The sequence below is a fragment of the Shewanella sp. Isolate11 genome, assembly GCF_022398315.1.
Lineage (GTDB): Bacteria > Pseudomonadota > Gammaproteobacteria > Enterobacterales > Shewanellaceae > Shewanella.
Genome location: NZ_JAKEVF010000001.1, coordinates 494,575 through 513,105 on the forward strand (window position 1 = coordinate 494,575; position 18,531 = coordinate 513,105).

The 18,531-nt window shown below is 45.7% G+C and carries 20 protein-coding genes; 11 read left to right on the forward strand and 9 right to left on the reverse strand.

Features of this window, described 5'->3' with window-relative positions; genetic code table 11:
- Positions 1–76: 76 nt before the first annotated feature.
- The 5 genes from dsbC (at position 77) to L1D21_RS02090 (ending at position 4,959) form a co-directional block, all read left to right on the forward strand.
- Entirely contained in the window at positions 77–808 is a 732-nt protein-coding gene (dsbC, locus tag L1D21_RS02070) for a bifunctional protein-disulfide isomerase/oxidoreductase DsbC (RefSeq protein ID WP_239843567.1), read from the forward strand.
- Between the two features lie 216 nt (positions 809–1,024).
- Positions 1,025–2,749, forward strand: coding sequence for a single-stranded-DNA-specific exonuclease RecJ (recJ, locus tag L1D21_RS02075; RefSeq protein ID WP_239843568.1), 1,725 nt, complete (start codon positions 1,025–1,027; stop codon positions 2,747–2,749).
- A 531-nt stretch (positions 2,750–3,280) separates the two neighbouring features.
- Positions 3,281–3,763 carry a hypothetical protein gene (locus L1D21_RS02080; RefSeq protein WP_239843569.1) on the forward strand — a complete coding sequence of 161 codons (483 nt, stop codon included), beginning with the start codon at positions 3,281–3,283 and terminating at the stop codon, positions 3,761–3,763.
- A 182-nt stretch (positions 3,764–3,945) separates the two neighbouring features.
- A complete protein-coding gene (locus L1D21_RS02085) occupies positions 3,946–4,539 on the forward strand; it encodes a hypothetical protein (protein WP_239843570.1) in 594 nt (197 codons plus the stop codon).
- A 237-nt stretch (positions 4,540–4,776) separates the two neighbouring features.
- Positions 4,777–4,959, forward strand: a complete 183-nt coding sequence (locus tag L1D21_RS02090; RefSeq protein WP_239843571.1) for a hypothetical protein — start codon at positions 4,777–4,779, stop codon at positions 4,957–4,959.
- A gap of 120 nt (positions 4,960–5,079) precedes the next feature.
- On the opposite strand, the gene L1D21_RS02095 is transcribed toward L1D21_RS02090, so the two are convergent.
- From L1D21_RS02095 to L1D21_RS02105, 3 genes are read right to left on the reverse strand one after another with little or no spacing between them, the layout of a single operon-like run.
- A complete protein-coding gene (locus L1D21_RS02095) occupies positions 5,080–6,234 on the reverse strand; it encodes a membrane dipeptidase (protein ID WP_239843572.1) in 1,155 nt (384 codons plus the stop codon).
- A 44-nt stretch (positions 6,235–6,278) separates the two neighbouring features.
- Entirely contained in the window at positions 6,279–6,851 is a 573-nt protein-coding gene (locus L1D21_RS02100) for a TetR/AcrR family transcriptional regulator (protein ID WP_239843573.1), read from the reverse strand.
- Positions 6,852–6,864: 13 nt separating this feature from the next.
- Complete coding sequence (locus tag L1D21_RS02105; protein WP_239843574.1) at positions 6,865–8,283, reverse strand: coniferyl aldehyde dehydrogenase; 1,419 nt, start codon at positions 8,281–8,283, stop codon at positions 6,865–6,867.
- A 246-nt stretch (positions 8,284–8,529) separates the two neighbouring features.
- Here L1D21_RS02105 and L1D21_RS02110 point away from each other — a divergent pair, with 246 nt between their 5' ends.
- The 3 genes from L1D21_RS02110 to L1D21_RS02120 all read left to right on the forward strand — a co-directional run bounded on the left by L1D21_RS02110 (position 8,530) and on the right by L1D21_RS02120 (position 10,007).
- Complete coding sequence (locus tag L1D21_RS02110) at positions 8,530–8,907, forward strand: STAS/SEC14 domain-containing protein (protein ID WP_239843575.1); 378 nt, start codon at positions 8,530–8,532, stop codon at positions 8,905–8,907.
- 132 nt (positions 8,908–9,039) lie between these two features.
- Positions 9,040–9,471 carry a universal stress protein gene (locus L1D21_RS02115; protein WP_239843576.1) on the forward strand — a complete coding sequence of 144 codons (432 nt, stop codon included), beginning with the start codon at positions 9,040–9,042 and terminating at the stop codon, positions 9,469–9,471.
- A gap of 92 nt (positions 9,472–9,563) precedes the next feature.
- Positions 9,564–10,007 carry a universal stress protein gene (locus L1D21_RS02120; protein WP_239843577.1) on the forward strand — a complete coding sequence of 148 codons (444 nt, stop codon included), beginning with the start codon at positions 9,564–9,566 and terminating at the stop codon, positions 10,005–10,007.
- Positions 10,008–10,082: 75 nt separating this feature from the next.
- On the opposite strand, the gene L1D21_RS02125 is transcribed toward L1D21_RS02120, so the two are convergent.
- The gene (locus tag L1D21_RS02125; RefSeq protein WP_239843578.1) at positions 10,083–10,673 is read right to left on the reverse strand and encodes a TetR/AcrR family transcriptional regulator; all 591 of its coding nucleotides are present in this window, start codon (positions 10,671–10,673) and stop codon (positions 10,083–10,085) included.
- Between the two features lie 184 nt (positions 10,674–10,857).
- Between L1D21_RS02125 and L1D21_RS02130 the strand changes: the two genes are divergently transcribed.
- On the forward strand, positions 10,858–11,898 hold the full coding sequence (locus L1D21_RS02130) for an alkene reductase (protein WP_239843579.1): 1,041 nt from the start codon (positions 10,858–10,860) through the stop codon (positions 11,896–11,898).
- 92 nt (positions 11,899–11,990) lie between these two features.
- On the opposite strand, the gene L1D21_RS02135 is transcribed toward L1D21_RS02130, so the two are convergent.
- From L1D21_RS02135 to L1D21_RS02150, 4 genes are read right to left on the reverse strand one after another with little or no spacing between them, the layout of a single operon-like run.
- Positions 11,991–12,749 carry a sulfite exporter TauE/SafE family protein gene (locus tag L1D21_RS02135; RefSeq protein WP_239843580.1) on the reverse strand — a complete coding sequence of 253 codons (759 nt, stop codon included), beginning with the start codon at positions 12,747–12,749 and terminating at the stop codon, positions 11,991–11,993.
- A gap of 23 nt (positions 12,750–12,772) precedes the next feature.
- Entirely contained in the window at positions 12,773–13,327 is a 555-nt protein-coding gene (locus L1D21_RS02140) for a DUF924 family protein (protein WP_239843581.1), read from the reverse strand.
- A gap of 9 nt (positions 13,328–13,336) precedes the next feature.
- Complete coding sequence (locus L1D21_RS02145) at positions 13,337–14,893, reverse strand: PH domain-containing protein (RefSeq protein ID WP_239843582.1); 1,557 nt, start codon at positions 14,891–14,893, stop codon at positions 13,337–13,339.
- Positions 14,886–15,476: a PH domain-containing protein gene (locus L1D21_RS02150; RefSeq protein WP_239843583.1), complete on the reverse strand. Its 591-nt coding sequence runs from the start codon at positions 15,474–15,476 to the stop codon at positions 14,886–14,888. The genes L1D21_RS02145 and L1D21_RS02150 overlap by 8 nt, the downstream gene beginning before the upstream one ends.
- 151 nt (positions 15,477–15,627) lie before the next feature.
- On the opposite strand from L1D21_RS02150, the gene L1D21_RS02155 reads away from it, so the two are divergent.
- Together L1D21_RS02155 and L1D21_RS02160 are read left to right on the forward strand one after the other, a co-directional pair.
- Positions 15,628–15,924, forward strand: a complete 297-nt coding sequence (locus L1D21_RS02155) for a winged helix-turn-helix domain-containing protein (protein ID WP_239843584.1) — start codon at positions 15,628–15,630, stop codon at positions 15,922–15,924.
- Complete coding sequence (locus L1D21_RS02160; protein WP_239843585.1) at positions 15,921–17,345, forward strand: FAD-dependent oxidoreductase; 1,425 nt, start codon at positions 15,921–15,923, stop codon at positions 17,343–17,345. Before L1D21_RS02155 ends, L1D21_RS02160 begins: the two co-directional genes overlap by 4 nt.
- 178 nt (positions 17,346–17,523) lie before the next feature.
- On the opposite strand, the gene L1D21_RS02165 is transcribed toward L1D21_RS02160, so the two are convergent.
- Positions 17,524–18,234, reverse strand: coding sequence for a hypothetical protein (locus tag L1D21_RS02165; RefSeq protein ID WP_239843586.1), 711 nt, complete (start codon positions 18,232–18,234; stop codon positions 17,524–17,526).
- Positions 18,235–18,531 lie beyond the last annotated feature (297 nt).

Below are 18,531 nucleotides of genomic sequence, written 5' to 3' on the forward strand. Positions count from 1 at the left end.
TTTCAGCCCTTAGTCGGGTCTAATTGTGATGACCCCATAGTGATTTTATTTACGCAAATACTGTACAGGATTTTTCATGAAGTTTACTCGAGCCCTAACCTTAGTCTGTGCCATGCTGGTGGTGCCTTTTTCGATGGCGGCATCGAATAACACGGCAGATGATACCGAGCAATTAAAACAAAAATTGGCGGACACTTTGAACGTAGATGTTCAAAGCTTAAATGCTTCGCCAATCCCAGGGCTTTATGAAGCCATCACTAACCGTGGTGTGCTGTATATCTCTGAAGATGGTTCAAAACTGCTTCACGGTAATATCTACGATCTAAATCAAGGCATGAAAAACCTGACCGAAGCCGCTCTTGCCGGCCCTCGCTTAGCGCAAATTAAGCCATTTGAAAAAAACATGCTGGTTTACAAAGCGGATAACGAAAAGCATGTGGTGACAGTATTTACCGATATCACTTGTGGGTATTGCCGTAAGCTGCATAACCAGATGGCTGAATACAATGATTTAGGCATTACTGTGCGTTACCTAGCTTTCCCTCGTCAGGGCGCGGCGTCTAAAAATGCCAGCGATATGGCCGCGGTTTGGTGTTCCGCCGATCCGTTAAAAGCGATGGACGATGCCAAGGCGGGCAAGCCGGTTGCTAACGCTAAGAAATGTGATGCGAAAATTGCCGAGCAATATAATTTAGGTCAAAGCTTAGGCGTTAACGGTACGCCAGCTATCGTGCTTGAAGATGGCAGCATGGTCCCAGGCTATCAGCCACCTAAAGAGCTGTTTAAAGCGCTAGAAGCAACACAATAATCCCATTCGATATGTAACATACGATAGGTAAAAGGTGAGCCAAGGCTCACCTTTTTTATTCCACATGAAAAAGTGCTAACGCAGTAGAAATGGCAACAAAGGCTTTTACCTTGGACAAATACTAAACAGCAAAGCTCAACAGGCCCAAGTTTTGCGGTGTGTTATTGCACAGGCTTTGTTAAGCTAGAGCCATCGTTTTCTCAGGCTGTGTTTATTGTGATCCATAAGATAGTTCGTCGCCCTAAAGTGGATGATAGTCATCTTCCCGCCCACCTTTCTCCCATCTTAAAACAGATCTATGCCAGCCGGGGATGCAGTGACAGCGATTGCGAGTTAGCGCTGGCTAACCTGCTAAGACCCAATACCATGAAAGGCGTTGAACAGGCGGCGAGTTTGATTGCCGATGCGCTGGCCGATAACCGCAAGATTTTGATCATGGGCGATTTCGATGCCGATGGCGCAACCTCAACCAGTGTGTGTCTACTCGCTCTACGCATGATGGGTGCTGCCCAGGTCGATTATCTCATTCCCAATCGTTTCGATTATGGCTATGGCCTCAGCCCCGAAATCGTCGCCGTAGCTTACGAGAAAGGTGCCGAGCTGTTGATCACCGTCGACAATGGCATCTCTTCTATCGAAGGGGTGGCCGCCGCCAAAGCCCTCGGCATGCAAGTGGTCATTACCGACCATCACTTACCCGGTAACCAAGTGCCCGACGCCGATGCCATTGTTAATCCCAACCAAGTGGATTGTCAGTTTGCCAGTAAGTCTATTGCAGGGGTGGGAGTGGCTTTCTATTTGATGACCACCCTGCGAGCCGAACTTAGACAGCGTAACTGGTTTCAGCGTTTAGCTATCGGTGAGCCGAATCTCGCCACGCTGCTGGATATCGTGGCTCTGGGCACAGTTGCAGACGTGGTGTCCCTTGATACTAATAACCGCATCTTGGTCGATGCCGGCCTTAAAAGGGTGCGTGCCGGACGTTGTCGACCTGGGATCACCGCCTTGCTAGAGGTAGCTAAACGTAATACACATCGTATCGTAGCCTCAGATTTTGGTTTTGCCGTCGGGCCGAGACTAAATGCCGCAGGGCGACTCGATGAAATGGCGCTTGGGGTCGAAACCTTACTCTGCGATGACATCATGTTGGCTCGGCGCATGGCCAGTGAACTTGACAGTCTCAATGCCGAAAGGCGCGACTTAGAGTCGGATATGCAGCAAGAGGCATTAAAAAGTCTCGAAGCCTTGTCGCTCAATGAGGCCGACCTGCCTTGGGGCATCGCCCTGTATCAGAGTGATTGGCATCAAGGGGTTATCGGAATTTTAGCCTCGCGTATTAAAGACAGATATCACCGTCCTGTGATCGCCTTTGCTAAGGCCAATAATGAAGAGATCAAAGGGTCGGCGCGCTCAATCAAAGGCTTGCATATGCGTGACTTGCTTGAGCTGATCAATGCGCGAAATCCCGGAATGATCATTAAGTTTGGCGGTCATGCAATGGCGGCCGGACTCTCCTTGAAAGCCGGCGAGTTTGACCGATTCAATCAAGCCTACGATCTGGCTGTACGTGAACTGTTAGCCCCTGAGCAACTTACCGGCGAGTTGCTTAGCGATGGTGAACTGTTACCGCAGCAGATGAATATGGATCTTGCCAGAACGCTGCGTGATGCAGGCCCTTGGGGACAGAATTTCCCAGAGCCCTTGTTCGATGGCTATTTCAGGATTGTTCAGCAGCGAATCGTGGGCGAACGTCATCTTAAACTGGTGCTGGAAACAGAGTGCGGTCAAACCATGGTGGATGCCATCGCCTTTAATGTCGATTTAAAGACTTGGCCCGATGCCACCATTCAGTTCGCGCAAGTGGTTTATAAACTCGACATCAACGAGTTCAGAGGCAATGAAACCTTGCAGTTGATGGTGGAGCAGATAGAGCCAAGATAGTTGCTCCCATATCCCTATGGGGAGGGGGAAAGATTCCCCTTTGGGGCTTGGGTTGTAACATTGAGCTTCAATGTATTGAATTGCCTGCGGTTAGGTGTTAAGCATTCTGGTTTTCAATCACCTGCGGTGGGCGAATGTGCAGATGCTACTTCGGGACGCTTTACGCCATCCATGGCCGCTTAACGAAAACATCCCTGTTTTCGATACCCTCAGCCGCATCTACACTTGGTCATTCTATCTCTTCGATTTAACGGTATTTACTGCTAACCGAAAAATCTAAAGCTAACTTAGTTTTGCTACAAAATTACTTGTCCCACGTTCCTCATCCATAAAAGGCACTAACCGACGGCTTTCAGTAAGACCTTTGTATCAATGCGAACTTCCGATTAAGAGTGCTCGTTCTTTAAGCATTACTCTGATAGAGTGCTTATTAATCAATAGTTTTGATTTGTTATGTCATAAATAATAGGTTTATCAAATGCGCATGCGCACTAAAAGCTGTTATGTGTAAAGGCAAGGGATTAGAATCGTATGCATTTTTGGTTTGATCTTATAGACAAGTGGGTTAAAAGTGGCAGAGGCCAGTATGGAATAAGCTTTCCATTTTTAGTTGGAGCCATTGCATTAAAAACCAAGGAAAAATCTGCCAAAAATCTCATTGATGAAATTTTCGAAAATATTATCAGCAATCCTGTTCCTGGATATTATTGCGAAGTTCGGTGGTGTGGAAAAATAAAGGAGCCAGTTGCATCTATTAAAGAAATTGAGTCGATTGCTAGAGTAGCCATAAAAGATAAGTACGATTCAGGTGGTCAAGTCTCTTTAGCATTCACTACAGATCTTATGAGCATGTTCAATCTAGACTGTGAAACTAAAGAAGAGTGTGTGCTAAAACTTAAAGACTTAACTATGGGGATTGTCGAGAAAGGCGTATTTTCCAAAAATTGTGGCGCATTTACTGAGTTTACAAATGATGATTTAGTCTTTATTAATCAAGTCTATGAGAAAATCTAATCAACGCCAGAAAGCTGGCTCGGATCTCCACTCCGGAGTTTCATGCTTGCGTTACTGTCCATTGTTAGGGAGTTATAAGCCAAAAGGAGTTCGGCATCAATTTTATCCAATTATGGCTTCTTAGAAAGCTAAACCAAAAACCTGCACCAGATACAATATCACGTTCAGGCGATGCTGCTCACTTGGTTGACTGTGTCGTTATTTATGTAAGAGCAATAGATGATAGTTGGACTTTACTCGTTAAAAATGTGCACAAAAAAGGATTTGAAGGTAAGTTCTGGAGTGGTGTAAAGGAGCATTCTGACGTATGCATTCCTTTTTCTTTACTGAAAGGTGAAAAGTTAGATATCACCCACTTTTTTGGATCTTATGATCTTAAATATAAATCCCTAACCAATTATTTTTTATCAGGTGTAATACCCGTTAATAGGTGTAAAATCTGGTTAGGTAAATTAGATCAATTTCTTTTTAACAGAAAAGGATTAATTAGATCTGAACGTATGGATACTCTGAAACTTATTTTAGAGAAAACAATCGAGAATAAAAATTTTAAACTTAATGAGTCTTCGTTAGCTACCTTGCTCCATACACAAAAGTGGGTCTTTCATCCAGATAAAGAGCGTCAGCTGAGTTACGGAAAATTATTATTGGAGTCTCTAGTTGAAAGTGGTGAATTAATACAAGAGCGCTATGAATACAAACTTTCAGCTAAAGCATTGAATACAATTTCTGATTATGAAGATGAATTGAAAAAGCACAATCAAAATTTAGCATAATCTAAATCAATGAAATGGCTAACAATTGTATTAATAATAGTAGCTATAGTGCAGACAACGGTATCTTACATAACATCAGGGTAAATGGCTTATAACAAGTATTTCAAAAGGAAAAAACAGTTGGTTTTTACACCTCCTCGCTTACTTTAATCAACTATTATTTGCCTCTTAATTAGGTGTTACCAATATCAATATTACTCCAAACTAAGTGTGTTAAATCTAATAATCTAACTCGCTTTGTCCAAAACTTTCTCATACGGTCAAATCGAAGAGACTGAATATCCCAGTGTAGGTGCGGCTGCGGACGTTGATGGCATGGATGCCATCGTCGAGCCTACAGGGATGTACTCGTGGCGTGTAGCAGAAGTACCTACACATAGCCTGCTGCAAGCAATTCAAAACCATAAAGCCAAACGCTAAAGTTAAGTGAATACAGCTTAATGATCAGGGATACTAAGCTGCCTGTATCTAAGGCAAGCAATCAACCAACCTCATGAAGCAACCGAGGGGCTGAATGCTAATCAGCCCACTATTAGCCTGTTACCCTAATACATCACCCAACACCCGTTGCCAGTTTTCGCCCATGATCTTAGCGCGCTGACTGCTACTGAATCCTGCTTGAGACAGGGCATTATCGATGCGCTCCATGCGCTGAATATGGTTAAGCTCTGGTATCACCACATGCTCTGGTTCGACATCAAACCCTAAAACGCCACGGGCGCGTAAGCTGTGCCACCACTCTACATATTGTTTCACCCCTTCGGCGTTATCATTATTGAGTTTGAGCAGATTCTTTTGTCCGCGAAGTGGGTAGTCGTTGGCAATGGCGACGGCATTGATGCCGCCAATATTGGCCACATGCTTTAACTGAGCTACATAATGTTCAGTGGTGGGAACCTTGTCGTTGGTGAGCCAGAAGCTCATCATAAACACGCCGAACAAACCGCCGGTATCGGCAATGGCTTTGATCACCTCATCCGGTGAGCAGCGGGCGTGATTAACCAGCGCCCTTACGGCACCGTGACTCTGTACTATGGGCGCACGGCTGGCTTTGGCGCTGTCTAATGCCGACTGTGGGCTGGAATGGCTGACATCGATAAGCATCTTGTGGCTATTGAGCTTGTCGATTAACTGATGACCCGCAGCTGTCAGAGGCAAATTGAGCCCTTGTTTGCCATCGTTATCTAATGCGCCACCGCTGAATTTGTTGCCATAGTGATGAGTCAGTTGCAGCACTCTGAGACCGCGTTGATAAAACTCATCCACTTGGTTTAAGCCTTGGTCGATACTGTCTTCGACGCAATCGGCTCCTTGAATTTGGAAGAACACTGCGGTGCGGCCACTGCTGTGAGCACGTTTAATATCTTGGGATGATTGACCCAGCAGTAGTTTATCTGGATGTTGATTCACTCTGGCTAAGGCATCGCTGATACTTTTTACACAGGCGTTATAGGTGCGCTTGTAATTGGTGGTGCCATCGCTTTGTTTGATGGCTTCGATGGCAGAGATATCACACAGATAGGCATCGAGCTTAGATGCGCCAAGATCGGCTAAATCATCAGGAAGAAACGACAGGCCATCGATATACAAAGGCTTATCAGATTGTGCCCAGGCTGTGATGGGGGGGAGTTGTGACAGTAGGCCCGCTGCGGCTAAACTTTTAATCAGTTGGCGTCGGTTAACTTCGATGGCCATAAATTGCCTCTAATGGTGTGGCGGATAAAAAATGGCTGATAAACTCAGCTCGCGATGGCATGCCAAAATAGTTTAAAGCTGGCTTGTTTATGACTATCTATGTGCCAGTAATCGGGATTGTCGCTGAAGTAACGGGTCGCCGCAAGGAACTGGCCGTGGCAATTGTCTTGCATCAGCTTAATAGGGTAATCGGCAATCATTGCCTTAGCCTGTCCCTGTTTTATTAAGTCGGTGATAAAGCCTAAAATACTGTTCATCGCTTGCTCGCGCAGCTCTGTGGCTATGGTTGGGGAAAGCGAATAAAGCTGGAAGAAATGTTGTTTTACGGGATTATTCGCCGCCCATTCTAATGCGCTAAACCATAAATTTCTGGCATTGGCTTTCAGTCCATCATCAGGATTCATACTGCTTTTAATTGCATCGGCAAACTCCTGTTTGATGTTCAAAAACAGGTATTCCATCAAGGCTTCTTTCGACGGGAAGTGATGAAATAGCGTACCAGTGGCAACCCCGGCGCCGCGAGCTATGGCTGCGGTGCTGGTGGCATGAAAACCTTGCTCTACAAACAGGGTTAATGCGGTATCTAAGATGGCTTTTTTCTTATCGGTGATCTTCATTGCTTTGTCTCACCTAGCGTAGAAATAGCTTCATCAGGAATTTCTGGATGCCTTTGCCATACGGTGGGTGCACCAGCTTACCGGTATTGAGCTTGCCACGGCTAAAGACGGTTTTGGCATGGCTCATGGTTAAGAAACCTTCCTTGCCATGATAATGCCCCATCCCAGATGGACCAATGCCGCCAAACGGTGCGTCATCGGCGGCCACATGAAATACCGTTTCGTTAACACACACGCCACCAGAGTGGGTTTGATTGAGAACTTGCTCCACGGCGGCATTATCGAAACTCATGATATACAAGGCCAGCGGACGTGGTCTTTGGTTGATGTAATCTATGGCTTCACTCAGCTTGTCATATTCGAGTACGGGCAGCAGTGGACCAAATATCTCCTGCTGCATGATCAACATTTCATCCGACACATTAGTGACCAGCTGAGTCGGCATTTTACGTTGCAGACTATCTATGGCTAAGTTGTTGACTGAATGGATAGTTGCGCCTTTTTGTTTGGCATCATCGAGCACATTAAGTAAGCGATCAAACTGGCTTTGATTGATGATGGCGCCATAGTCTGGATTATCGGCAAAGCTGCCGTATAACTGGGTAAATTTGCGCTCAAATGCCTGCTTAAACTGGGCTAGTTTGCCTTTAGGCAGCAATACATAATCTGGTGCAACGCAGATCTGTCCTGCGTTGAGGCACTTGCCATAAATCATTCGCTCAACCGCAATATCTAGGTCCATATCTGGAGCAATAATGACGGGCGATTTACCGCCTAATTCTAAGGTCACAGGCGTGAGATTGTCGGCTGCGGCGCGCATCACCAAACGTCCTACTTGGGTTGAACCAGTAAACAGCAGATGGTCAAAGGCGAGGGCTGAGAAGGCCGCGGCGACATCGGCTTCGCCTTCAATCACCATGACTTGTTCGGCTTCAAACTGACTAGCTAAAAGCTGTTTTAACACCTGATTAGTATTCGGGGTGAATTCCGACAGCTTTAACATGGCGCAGTTACCCGCGGCCAGTGCGGTGATTAAAGGACCAATCGATAACATCACCGGAAAGTTCCACGGCACAATAATGCCAATGACACCTAATGGCTGATAATGCACCGACACTTTGGCTGGTGCCAGTAACAATCCCGCGTGTCTGTGGCTGGGCTTAAGCCACTTTTTGAGGTTTTTCAGGGTGTAATTGATGTTGTTGATACAGGGCATGATATCGGAAATCAAACTATCGTCAGGGCTACGATGGCCATAATCTTTCGATAACGCTTCGAGTAACGCTTGCTGGTTGGCTAGCAGTGCAGTCTTTAGTTTGTGCAAGTTGGCCTCTCGTGTTGCCAAGCTCGGTACAGGCTGTTGTTGATAAAAGGCTTTTTGCTGTTTTAAGCGCTGATTTAATTCGGTAGCGATATCGATGGCAACTGACATTTTGGTTTCCTATCTCGTTTTTGCATCAGGGTTTTGATGCGAGTTTGCGGTGGTTATTTTAAGGTGTTTAATCTGCTTAAAACAAAACCGACTGATTAGTCGGTCTGATATTAAATCGTATCTTGATTGAGGTCAAATAAAAGCCACTTTTTCCACTTTGATGTGATCTTGATCAACATTTAGCCACTTCCTAGCACTACACTTAAAGTATCTGCTGAGGTTGATTTTATTGCTGGGGAGGTTGAAATGGAAAAGCTCACTCATGGACTCTCAATAGGCATAGAGCGCAATGATAACCGGTTGTTTTTGGTGCTTAATGTTTCGGGTCGTTTATCCCATAGTGATTATCAGACCATGACCCCAATGCTCGAATCTGCATTGGAAGGGGTTGAGCAAGCTGAAATTTTGGCATTAGTGGATATTCGTCAGTTAGAAGGTATGTCTCTGCATGCAGCATGGGACGATCTGAAACTGGGGATTAAGCATGGTCGTGAGTTTAAAAAAATTGCCATAGTGGGTAAGGGGGAATTCCAACATTGGATGACTCGCGTTGGCAATTGGTTTACCTCTGGAGAATGTAAATTCTTCGATGACAAGCAAAAAGCGGTTAGCTGGTTGGCTTAGGGTTATTTAAGCCAACCAATATCAGAGGCTTACCTGCAACATCATTGGCGTAATTTATCCTATTGATGATGACGATAAGCTGGATGTTATCGACTATGCTAATAACCTTGCACACCAGCTAAGGAGTATAAGATGAGAAAAGGTCAAATTTTGTGTCCAACAGATTTTTCTGAAACGGCATCGCATGCCCTCTCTTATGCGGTCGAAATGGCCAATTTGTACCAAGTCGGTTTTCGCTTGCTACATGTGGTTGAGCCACCGATAGGTGATGAAAGCTTTCAAATTTTAGCCATTACGCCAGAAGAGCTGGCGCAGTCGATGGAAGAGGCCGCTGCCAATAAGATGCGCTCTTTACTGGCGCAGCTTGATAGCAAATTACCCGTTGAAACCATGATACGCCGTGGCGATGCGGTTACCGAGATATTGTCTGAAGCAGAAGAGAGCAAGGTAGGTATGATAGTTATCGCCAGCCATGGTCGTAGTGGAATTTCCCATTTTCTGCATACTAATGTGGCGGAAGCCGTTGCCAATAAAGCCAAGTGTCCGGTACTCGTGGTGAAATAAACCTGTCATTCACCAGGCAATCTCATCTGTAAATTGGAAAGGTTCTTTATCCTCTAATAAGGCATATAGCCAATAAATAAGGAAAAGGGATTATGCGAACACAGCAAATATTATGTCCAACCGACTTCTCGGAGACGGCTTCACATGCACTCACTTATGCCATTGAAATGGCAAATCTCTATGGAGTTAATTTGCGAATACTCCATGTAGCGAGTGAACCCTACGGTACTCATAACTATGGTATTTCGGTTCATAGCGATCATGAAATAGAAGATAAGATGTTTGCCTATGCCCATGGCAGGTTAGATAAGATGATGCAAGAGGCGCTGTCTAAGTTGAATCCGGGTTTGAAAGTAGAAAGCCAAATTCGGGTTGGCGGTGTGCTGGGGCAGATCTTAATTGATGCCGAGAGCTGCAAAGTGGGTATGATAGTGATTGCCAGTCACGGCCATACAGGGTTATCACACCTGTTAAATTCGAATGTAGCCGAGGCGGTCGCCAATAAAGCCAAGTGTCCGGTTTTAGTGGTTAAATAGCGCCTGCTTTCGTCTTTTTAATCGATTAATCCGTGCCTGTCGAACGTGCCCGTCAAAAAAAGCGTAGGGCAAAGTTTAAGTTAATGACAGGCAGGTGTCTTGATAGAGTTGCTGAGCCAGATTATTAAGCACTTCTGGCTCAGGGTGACTATGTGCAAAGGTGCGCAAACCATATATGCCCATCACAAAGTAGCGTGCTAAATCTAAGCTACTTCTGTCGGTTTTTATCTCGCCATTATCGATAGCCTGTTGATAATTATCTGCCAAAATTTGATGCCAGTTCTGTAGATATTGATTAATAATATCTCTGACTTCTTCATCTTGTTCCGCTAATTCATTCAGTGCCTTGGTCAATAGACAGGCCCTGGCTGAGTCACAACTAACACATTCAACGACTATCTGATCTAAATAGTTTTTGAGCCTGAGAGCAAAGCTGATTTGTTGCCCGAAACAGGCGCTAATCTGTGTATCGCGATCATTCACATATTGCTCAAGTGCCGCCAACAATAGACCGCGTTTATTGTCGAACGCGCAATAGATAGATCCCGGATGTAAACCGGTAGCCTTGGTTAAATCTTGCATGCTGGTTTTGGCGTAGCCTTTAGCCATAAAGGCGGTCATGGCCTGCCTGAGCACTTGTTGACGATCAAATTCGGCGTTTCTCATGGGGTCTATCTATCAGAGTTGGATTGTCACCTAGTGTACTCAACTTTGAATGTTTGTTCAAAAAAGATCTTGAACGTTCATTCAACAAGGGGTATCTTGAACGTACATTCAAGATATACATGTCAAGATACGCATGTTTCACAGATGCTGAGTCACGACAACTGAACCGATAGAGAAATAGATTATGACTGCCAAGCTTTTTACTCCTTATAAACTCAACGACAGCATTACCCTCAACAATAAGATTTTGATGGCGCCACTGACACGTTGTATGGCCGATGACGATTTAGTGCCAACGGCGGCTATGGCGGAATACTATGCACGTCGCGCTGAAGCCGGTTTGATTATTTCTGAGGCGGTGATCATTCGCCCTGACGGCCAAGGTTATCCTAATACCCCAGGCCTTTTTACCCCAGCGCAGATCGATGGCTGGCGTAAAGTGAATGATGCGGTACATGCTAAAGGCGGTAAAATTTTTGCTCAGCTTTGGCACACTGGCCGTGTGGCTCATTCGCATTTCTTCGGCGGCGAAATCATTGCACCATCAGCGGTAGCGATTGAAGGTACAGTGCCAAGAATGCGTGAACTAGCTTATGAAACGCCAAAGGCAGTGAGTGTTGAAGAGATTGCTCAGCTGGTAAAAGATTATTCTCAAGCCGCTGCTAATGCGATTGACGCAGGCTTCGATGGCGTTGAAATTCATGGTGCTAATGCGTATCTAATCGACCAGTTCTTACACCATGACAGTAACCGTCGCAGCGACGAATATGGCCAGACGCCTGAAAATATGGCGCGTTTCCCACTGGCGGTAGTCGATGCCATCTGTGAGCGCATCGGTAACGAGCGCACTGCGCTACGCGTGTCTCCAGGTGCTTACGTCAACATGAAGGGCGATAGTCGTGACCGCCAAGTGTTTGATTACTTCTTAAAGCAGCTTGAGCTTCGTGACTTGGCTTATCTGCATATTGGCATTTTTGATGATGCGTTAGAGTTTGATTATCTTGATGGTACTGCATCTAGCTATACCCGCGCGCATTACAATAAAACCTTAGTGGGTGTCGGCAGTTACAGCGCAGAAAGTGGTGCAGCAGCAATTGAGAATAACCAGTTCGACCTACTGGCCATCGGTCGTCCTTTCATTGCCAACCCTGATTATGTTGAGCGTGTTCGTGACAATCAGCCATTAGTGGCTTATTCAGATGAGATGCTTGCAAGCCTAGTGTAATAGCCATCTAAGCGTGACAGATATGCAGCCATAACCCTGATATTCAATCTATGGGTTATGGCTGTTTTTTTTATGCGTTTGAGTGCAACCGATTAGTTCATCATGGCGGCGATACAGCCACATAGGGTCATGATAAACAGAAACCATTTTAGGGTTTTGCTACTCACCTTGATGGCCAGTTTGACGGCGAAATGAGCCCCCACTAAAGTGCCCACGGCCAAGATGAGTCCCGGCAGCCAGAGGATAAGATCTTCGGCGATAAAGATCACCAGTGACGCTAAGGTGAAAAACAGCGTACACATGACTTTTAGGGCGTTAGCTCTGACTAAGTCGTAACGTAAACTGCCTGCTAAGGCGGCCAGTAACACAAACCCCACTCCCGCTTGAACGAAGCCGCCATAGATCCCCGCGACAAGCAGCCACAACCACGAACTCGGCGTTTCACTGACCTTATTTATCGGCGTGCCTTCTTCGGGGGCGATCATGCTGGGCTTGATGAGGATAATTAGCGCCATTGCCAACATGGTGCCTAACAACAGGGGCTTGATGATGCCTGCGGGTGCATAAGCCGCCGCACCTGCGCCAATAAAGCCGCCGAGGATGGTGGGTAATAAAATGGGCGCTTTGTCTGTACTATCGAGTCGACCATGTTTGTTAAAGCCGATAAGGGCGGTGATCGATTGCACCGTAACCCCAACACGGTTTGTCGCATTGGCGACTTCGGCGGGCATTCCCATCACCATTAAGGCGGGCAGGGTCAGGTTAGAACCGCCACCGGCTAAGGTGTTGATCACTCCAGCCAATAATCCTGTAAATAACAGCAATAACGCTTGGCTTAGGCTGACATCCATGTGAACTCCTGAATATATACGACTTAAAAATGGGAACCCGGTTGTTGTAAGAAGGCTAATTCATCCTTGCTGGACTGCCGACCTAGAATGGCATTGCGGTGAGGATAACGACCAAATCTGTCGATGATCGCTTTATGGCGACGTTCAAACTCTAAGTTGCTTTGGGTCGCAGGCTGATTAAACAGTTTGATGGCGATCGCGTGGATCACCGCCGATTCGCTGTGCATGTAAGGCATGTATAGAAAAGCCAATTGTTCATCTGGCAGTTGTTTGTCGACGCCGCAGGCAACTGCTTCTTGGGCGAGGACTAAGGCAATGGTGTCGGCAGCAAAAGACGCTGCTTGGTCACGATAGATATTACGGCTAAATTGATCTAATACGATAATTTCTGCTAATCGGCCTTTAGGGCTAGTTCTCCATGTGTAGAGTTCACCGCGTTTGGCCTGCTCAAGTAAGCCTTGGAAACGCTGGCTTAGCATGACGTCAAACTCAGCATCTTTGTTAAACCAAGCTTTAGGCTCTATCTCGCTAAACCAGAACTGGATAACCTCATCAGGCGTGTGCGTTATGCTGGGCATAATGGCTCCTTATATCCAATTACTATGATCGTGTTTGGTTAAATTTAACGCGCTTTCGGCAATGGTTCTAGCCACTTCTACAGGGATGTAAGGCAGCTTTTGTTCACCACTGGCGAGTCCAATATGTAAAGTCGCCAGTTGCTTTCGCTTCTGGCTTGCGGTTTGGCAAATAATCACATGCTGCACCTTGTTCAGCGCAAATAAGTGCCAGCTTTGACCCAAGACGCCGGTGTGGATCCACAGATCGTTGCCTTGAACATGATATCCCCATTGGCGATATGTAAGGTAGATGCCAGCCATAACCAACAGTGCCGCGAGCCACATCAGTTCGCTGACGGGATTAACCCCTAAAATGAACGTCGCAGGCACAGGTACAAGCAGTGGTAGAAAGGCGCGGCGCCAAAACCAGCCGATATTAATCCGCTGATATTGCTCGGGGAGTTGCTTGGCTTGGCTAGATAAGCCCGTAAGCTGCGTTAGTGTCGATGCAATCTGAGTTTGGGTCATGCTGGGGATTAACATATAGCGTTTAGTCATCGACTCCACTTCGTTGCCTTTGACCTGCAAAAAGTTCGCCGTCCATAGGCCAAGAAGTCTGCCAATGATCGGCTGATTAAAGCGCAGTAGTTGCACCCGAGATAACGCCAAGGCATCTTGCTGCTTGGCAATAATGCCGCCAGTTCGATGCAGAGTATGTTGATGTAGGCTGAGTTGATAAGGGTGATATTTCAGTATCGCCGAAGTCACCGACAGCAAAGATAGCAGCAACACCAGCAAGGTGATGGCTATCACGGCAAACAACAGTTTATTAAGATCGCTGCTGGCAATATCCTGTTGATACCACTGTACTAGCAGTTGAATCAAGGCATTACTTTCAATGTCGTCCCAATCTACTTGGCCTAAAATCGAGCCCGATACCACAGACAACCAAAACAGGTTGTTTTGATAAAGGCCAAATAATACTAAGTCTTTGAGGCTTTTACTCACCACAAGCGTTTTACTGGTTGCGGTTTTAGTGCTGCTGGTATTAGTGGCGGATGACTCAAAGGCACTAGGGTTAACAGCGTCTTGTTTAAACTCACTGTTTGAAGCGATATTGGCATCATTTTTTTGCAGCATTAACTGCTTTTTAAGTTGCAGCGCCTGACGATAGTTCACTGCAGACAGTATGGCTTCATCCTTTTTTGAGCCCGCGGTTTCCACCACCAAGCTATACAGGTTCAGCGGGCGAAAATAGAAGGGTTGTTCCAGCCTGACGTTCTGGATCTTGTTCAAGGGGATTTCATGGGCGTGTTTGAAAAACAGCCCTTGGTTTATGCCCAGTTTGCCTTGGCTTAAACGGTAACGATATTGGCTCCATTGAATAATGCCGAAGCTTAAAATCGCCAGCACCACACCGATTGCAACTAAGATCACCCAAGGAGAACTAAAGCCTTTTTGCCAACCGGTATACACCACAGGGATCAGCGCATAACCATTGCTGAATAAGCTTTTTAGGCTGTGCAGACTAAAGCTGATAATCGACCAAGGAGAGAGGCTCACCCAATCGGTGAAACGCTTACTCATCAGTAAGTTCCTGAGTTGGCGTTTGAGACTGCTTAGCGGTTTCGCGCAGCGCCGCCGCTTTGTTGAGTAGGTGGTGACGTAAAGGTTCGGCGATATCGCTTGGGATCCCTGGCAAGCTGATTTCAGCATTACCGCTGCCGGCACTAAAACACTTGAGAGTATGATGTTGAAAGTAGCGTTCTAACGGCCCTTGAGACAGGGTGACATGCTGAAGTCGGCTATAGGGTAAGGCTATTTTCTTATGCCAAATCAGGCCTTGTTGCATCAATAGTTCATGTTCAAACACCCCATAAGCCAAGGATTGTGCGAAACGATAGCGGCCAAAGCTAACTATGCCAGCCAGAATCAACACTCCGGTTACCAGCAGTAATAAGATTAACATTGGCAGGTTAGCCAATATGCCTATGATGGGAACTGCTATCAGTGTGGGTACAAATACCAATAGATTTTCCGTCATGACTTGGTTGATGTAGCGGGGATCGACCGGTGTCAGTTCCAGTTGATCGAAGCTCAGCCAGGCTGAGGGTGCTTGAATGTGGCGTGGTTGCGGCTGCTGTGATGGCGCTGGGGTAACATCTTCCATTTGTTATCCTAACTTTGATTATTTTTTGTTATTGGTCACTATATCAGCATCTTGCAGCAATTCACTAGCCTAAGAGATAATTGATTTCTATTCGTTTCCAGGCTCTGATATGTTACTGATAATAACGATGCCAATCCCGTGAGGTGCTTGAGTGAGTGATGTGATTTCGAAACAGAAAAAGGCGTTTCTAAGAAAGCTCTATCTAGCTCATCTTATTGATAATCAGCGACATAACCTATTGTCTCTCAATAAAGAAACCGGCATGCCAAGACGCACTCTACAAGACGCCTTAGCCGCGTTGGTGGACTTAGGCATCGAGTGCCAGTTTGTCCAAGATGGCGAGCGTAATAATGCCGGTTATTATCATATCGAAACATGGGGGCCTATCAGCAGTAGCTGGGTTTGTACTCATCTCGATGATATCGTTAAACAACTCAACATCGAATGAGCGCCTCGTTACATCAAAGCCTGTGGTTCGACACCTTAGGCGAACCTCTGACCTATCGCGCAAGCCTCAACCAAGACATTAATGCCGACGTTGCCATTATCGGCGCCGGATATACCGGGCTATGGACGGCTTATTATCTAAAGCAAAAAGCCCCACAGCTGAATATTGTAATCGTCGATGCACAATGTGCAGGTGAGGGCGCTTCGGGTCGAAATGGTGGCTGGTTGATGGGCAGTTTTGTCGGCGACAGTCATTACCTTGCAGGGCAGAGCGGTGAAGCATTTCAACAGACCAAGCAGTTGATCCAAAGTCCGATCGCCGAAGTCGAAAATATTCTCTCCCGTCATCAACTCGATTGCGACTTTGTGCATAGCGGTAACTTGCGCGTCGCAGCGCGATACCCTGAGCAACTAGCCGCGCTGCGACAAGAATTTAACGACCTCTATGCCCAAGGCTATGATGAAACCGATTTTCGCTTTATTCAGGGCGATGAATTAGCGGCATCAATCAAAATGCGTGCAGGCCAGGGCGCAATCTACACGCCACACTGCGCCACGATTCATCCGTTAAAACTGGTGCGAGGACTGGCGAACATCGTCGAATCTATGGGAGTAGGCTTGTATGACAACACCAAAGTGGTCGGGTTTGGCGACGGCTTAGTTCGTTGTGAAAACGCATCGATTCGAGCCGATATCATAGTGCCAGCCCTTGAAGGCTATCAAGGGGAAGTCCATGGACAAGGTGAAGTCAGTAGCCTAGGACGATACACCTTACCAGTGCAAAGTCTGTTGATCGCAACCGAGCCATTAGATGACAGTCAGTGGCAACTGATAGGACTGAGTCACCGCGCCACTTTCAGCGACGCTGCCCGTCAGGTCACTTATGGTCAACGCACCCTTGATGGTCGCTTAGTCTTTGGCGCTCGCGGTGGTTATCGTTATGGCGGTAAGACGCAGACAGCGTTCGAGCCAAACAGTGAAGCCTTTCGCTGGCGCAGTGACTTGTTAGTGGACTTGTTTCCCAGCCTTAAATCGATACAAATTACCCACGGCTGGGGCGGCACATTAGCCATGGCCAGACGCTTTGCGCCTCACGCCATATTTGATAAACGCAACGGCATAGCACTGGCCGGAGGCTACGGCGGCGAAGGTGTCGGTGCCTCTAATCTGTTTGGTCGCACGTTAAGTGATTTAATCTTAGAACGAGACAGTCAACTGGCACGCTCGCCTTGGGCACATGTTAGTGAAGTTAAAGCTGTGCTTAAACCTTGGGAGCCAGAACCTTTTCGTTGGCTCAGTTATCAGTTGATCAACCGCGTCTTTAGTTGGGAAGAACGCCTCTGCCAACAAGCAAGCGGCTCAAGTTTGCAAAAGTGCGTAGCCACAGCGCTGGCAAAGCGGCTTGAGGCTTTGATGCATTAAGGGGAGCTTACCTACATCAAATTATCTCCGACTCTCTTAGAAGCTTTTGGACATTTTTGCTTTACGAGTCGGCATAAAAATGGCTGGTTTCAGATTCGAAAAAGTATGAAATGGCTCTAAACCTTTGCTCAATCTTTATTGGCCACAACATCATTACTTTCTCCCTGTATATAAACAATTATAATTGCGTAATCATCGCCTCAGCGCTCAACACATAATATGATGAAAAACCAGCAAAACCTGATTTAATTTCGATATACAACCAAGCTTCTCCGTTTTCATCAGATTTGAAGGTATATAACTCATCATTCGACAGCGATTTCAACTCCCATGGTCGTTCATCTTTGCATTCTACGTCCAATCCTAGGTGCCCTAAATCAGCCGTACTTCCCTCAACAAGACTATTTTCTATATTTATTTCGTAATGACTGACATCAACTCCATTTATATGCTTTGTGTAAATGATTTTTTTGGGTTCAATATTAAAAAAACCAGCCTTAACCTTTTCAGAAAAACCTGGGACACCACCAACCCCTACACAATTTAATGATGCAGAAGTTAATACATCTACATTAAATTCAGCAGAAAATTTTTTGTTAGGATGCAGGCCCTTGATTTTGGTTTTCATAAAACCTTGTATACTTGAAGAATAATTATCCCACTCAAATAATACACCTTCTCTATACTCATATGGAGACGGAAGCTTTGCTAGGTTAGATTTTATTGTATTATTCAATTCATGGGTTACATCATGATTAGTCGTGCCAAACTCAAACCCAACATTGGAATCTATAAATTCATATTCGAAATACTCGGACTGCTTTTCATTATCAGAACCACATGCTGAGAGCAAAACACACAAGAACACTATAGCCTTTCTTTCTATCATATAACCTCCTGTATTTGTGGGAGAACAAGCCTAATCCCGTTCGATACATTCTACACATTTTGTGAATAAATTGTTAATATATCATTGCATTTATATTAACGAAAGGAGTAAATACGCTTATCGTCCACTAGGCGACAGTACAAAGATAATTGTTAATTTGCATCCACATATTTAATTAACTTCTGAACCGATAAAGCGGGAAAATATAGAGTGTTCAATATGTAATTATTAAGAGTCACTAGCCGTTTGCATTTTCATGGTGAGATAATTTTATTTCTTATATGGCTAAACTAAATC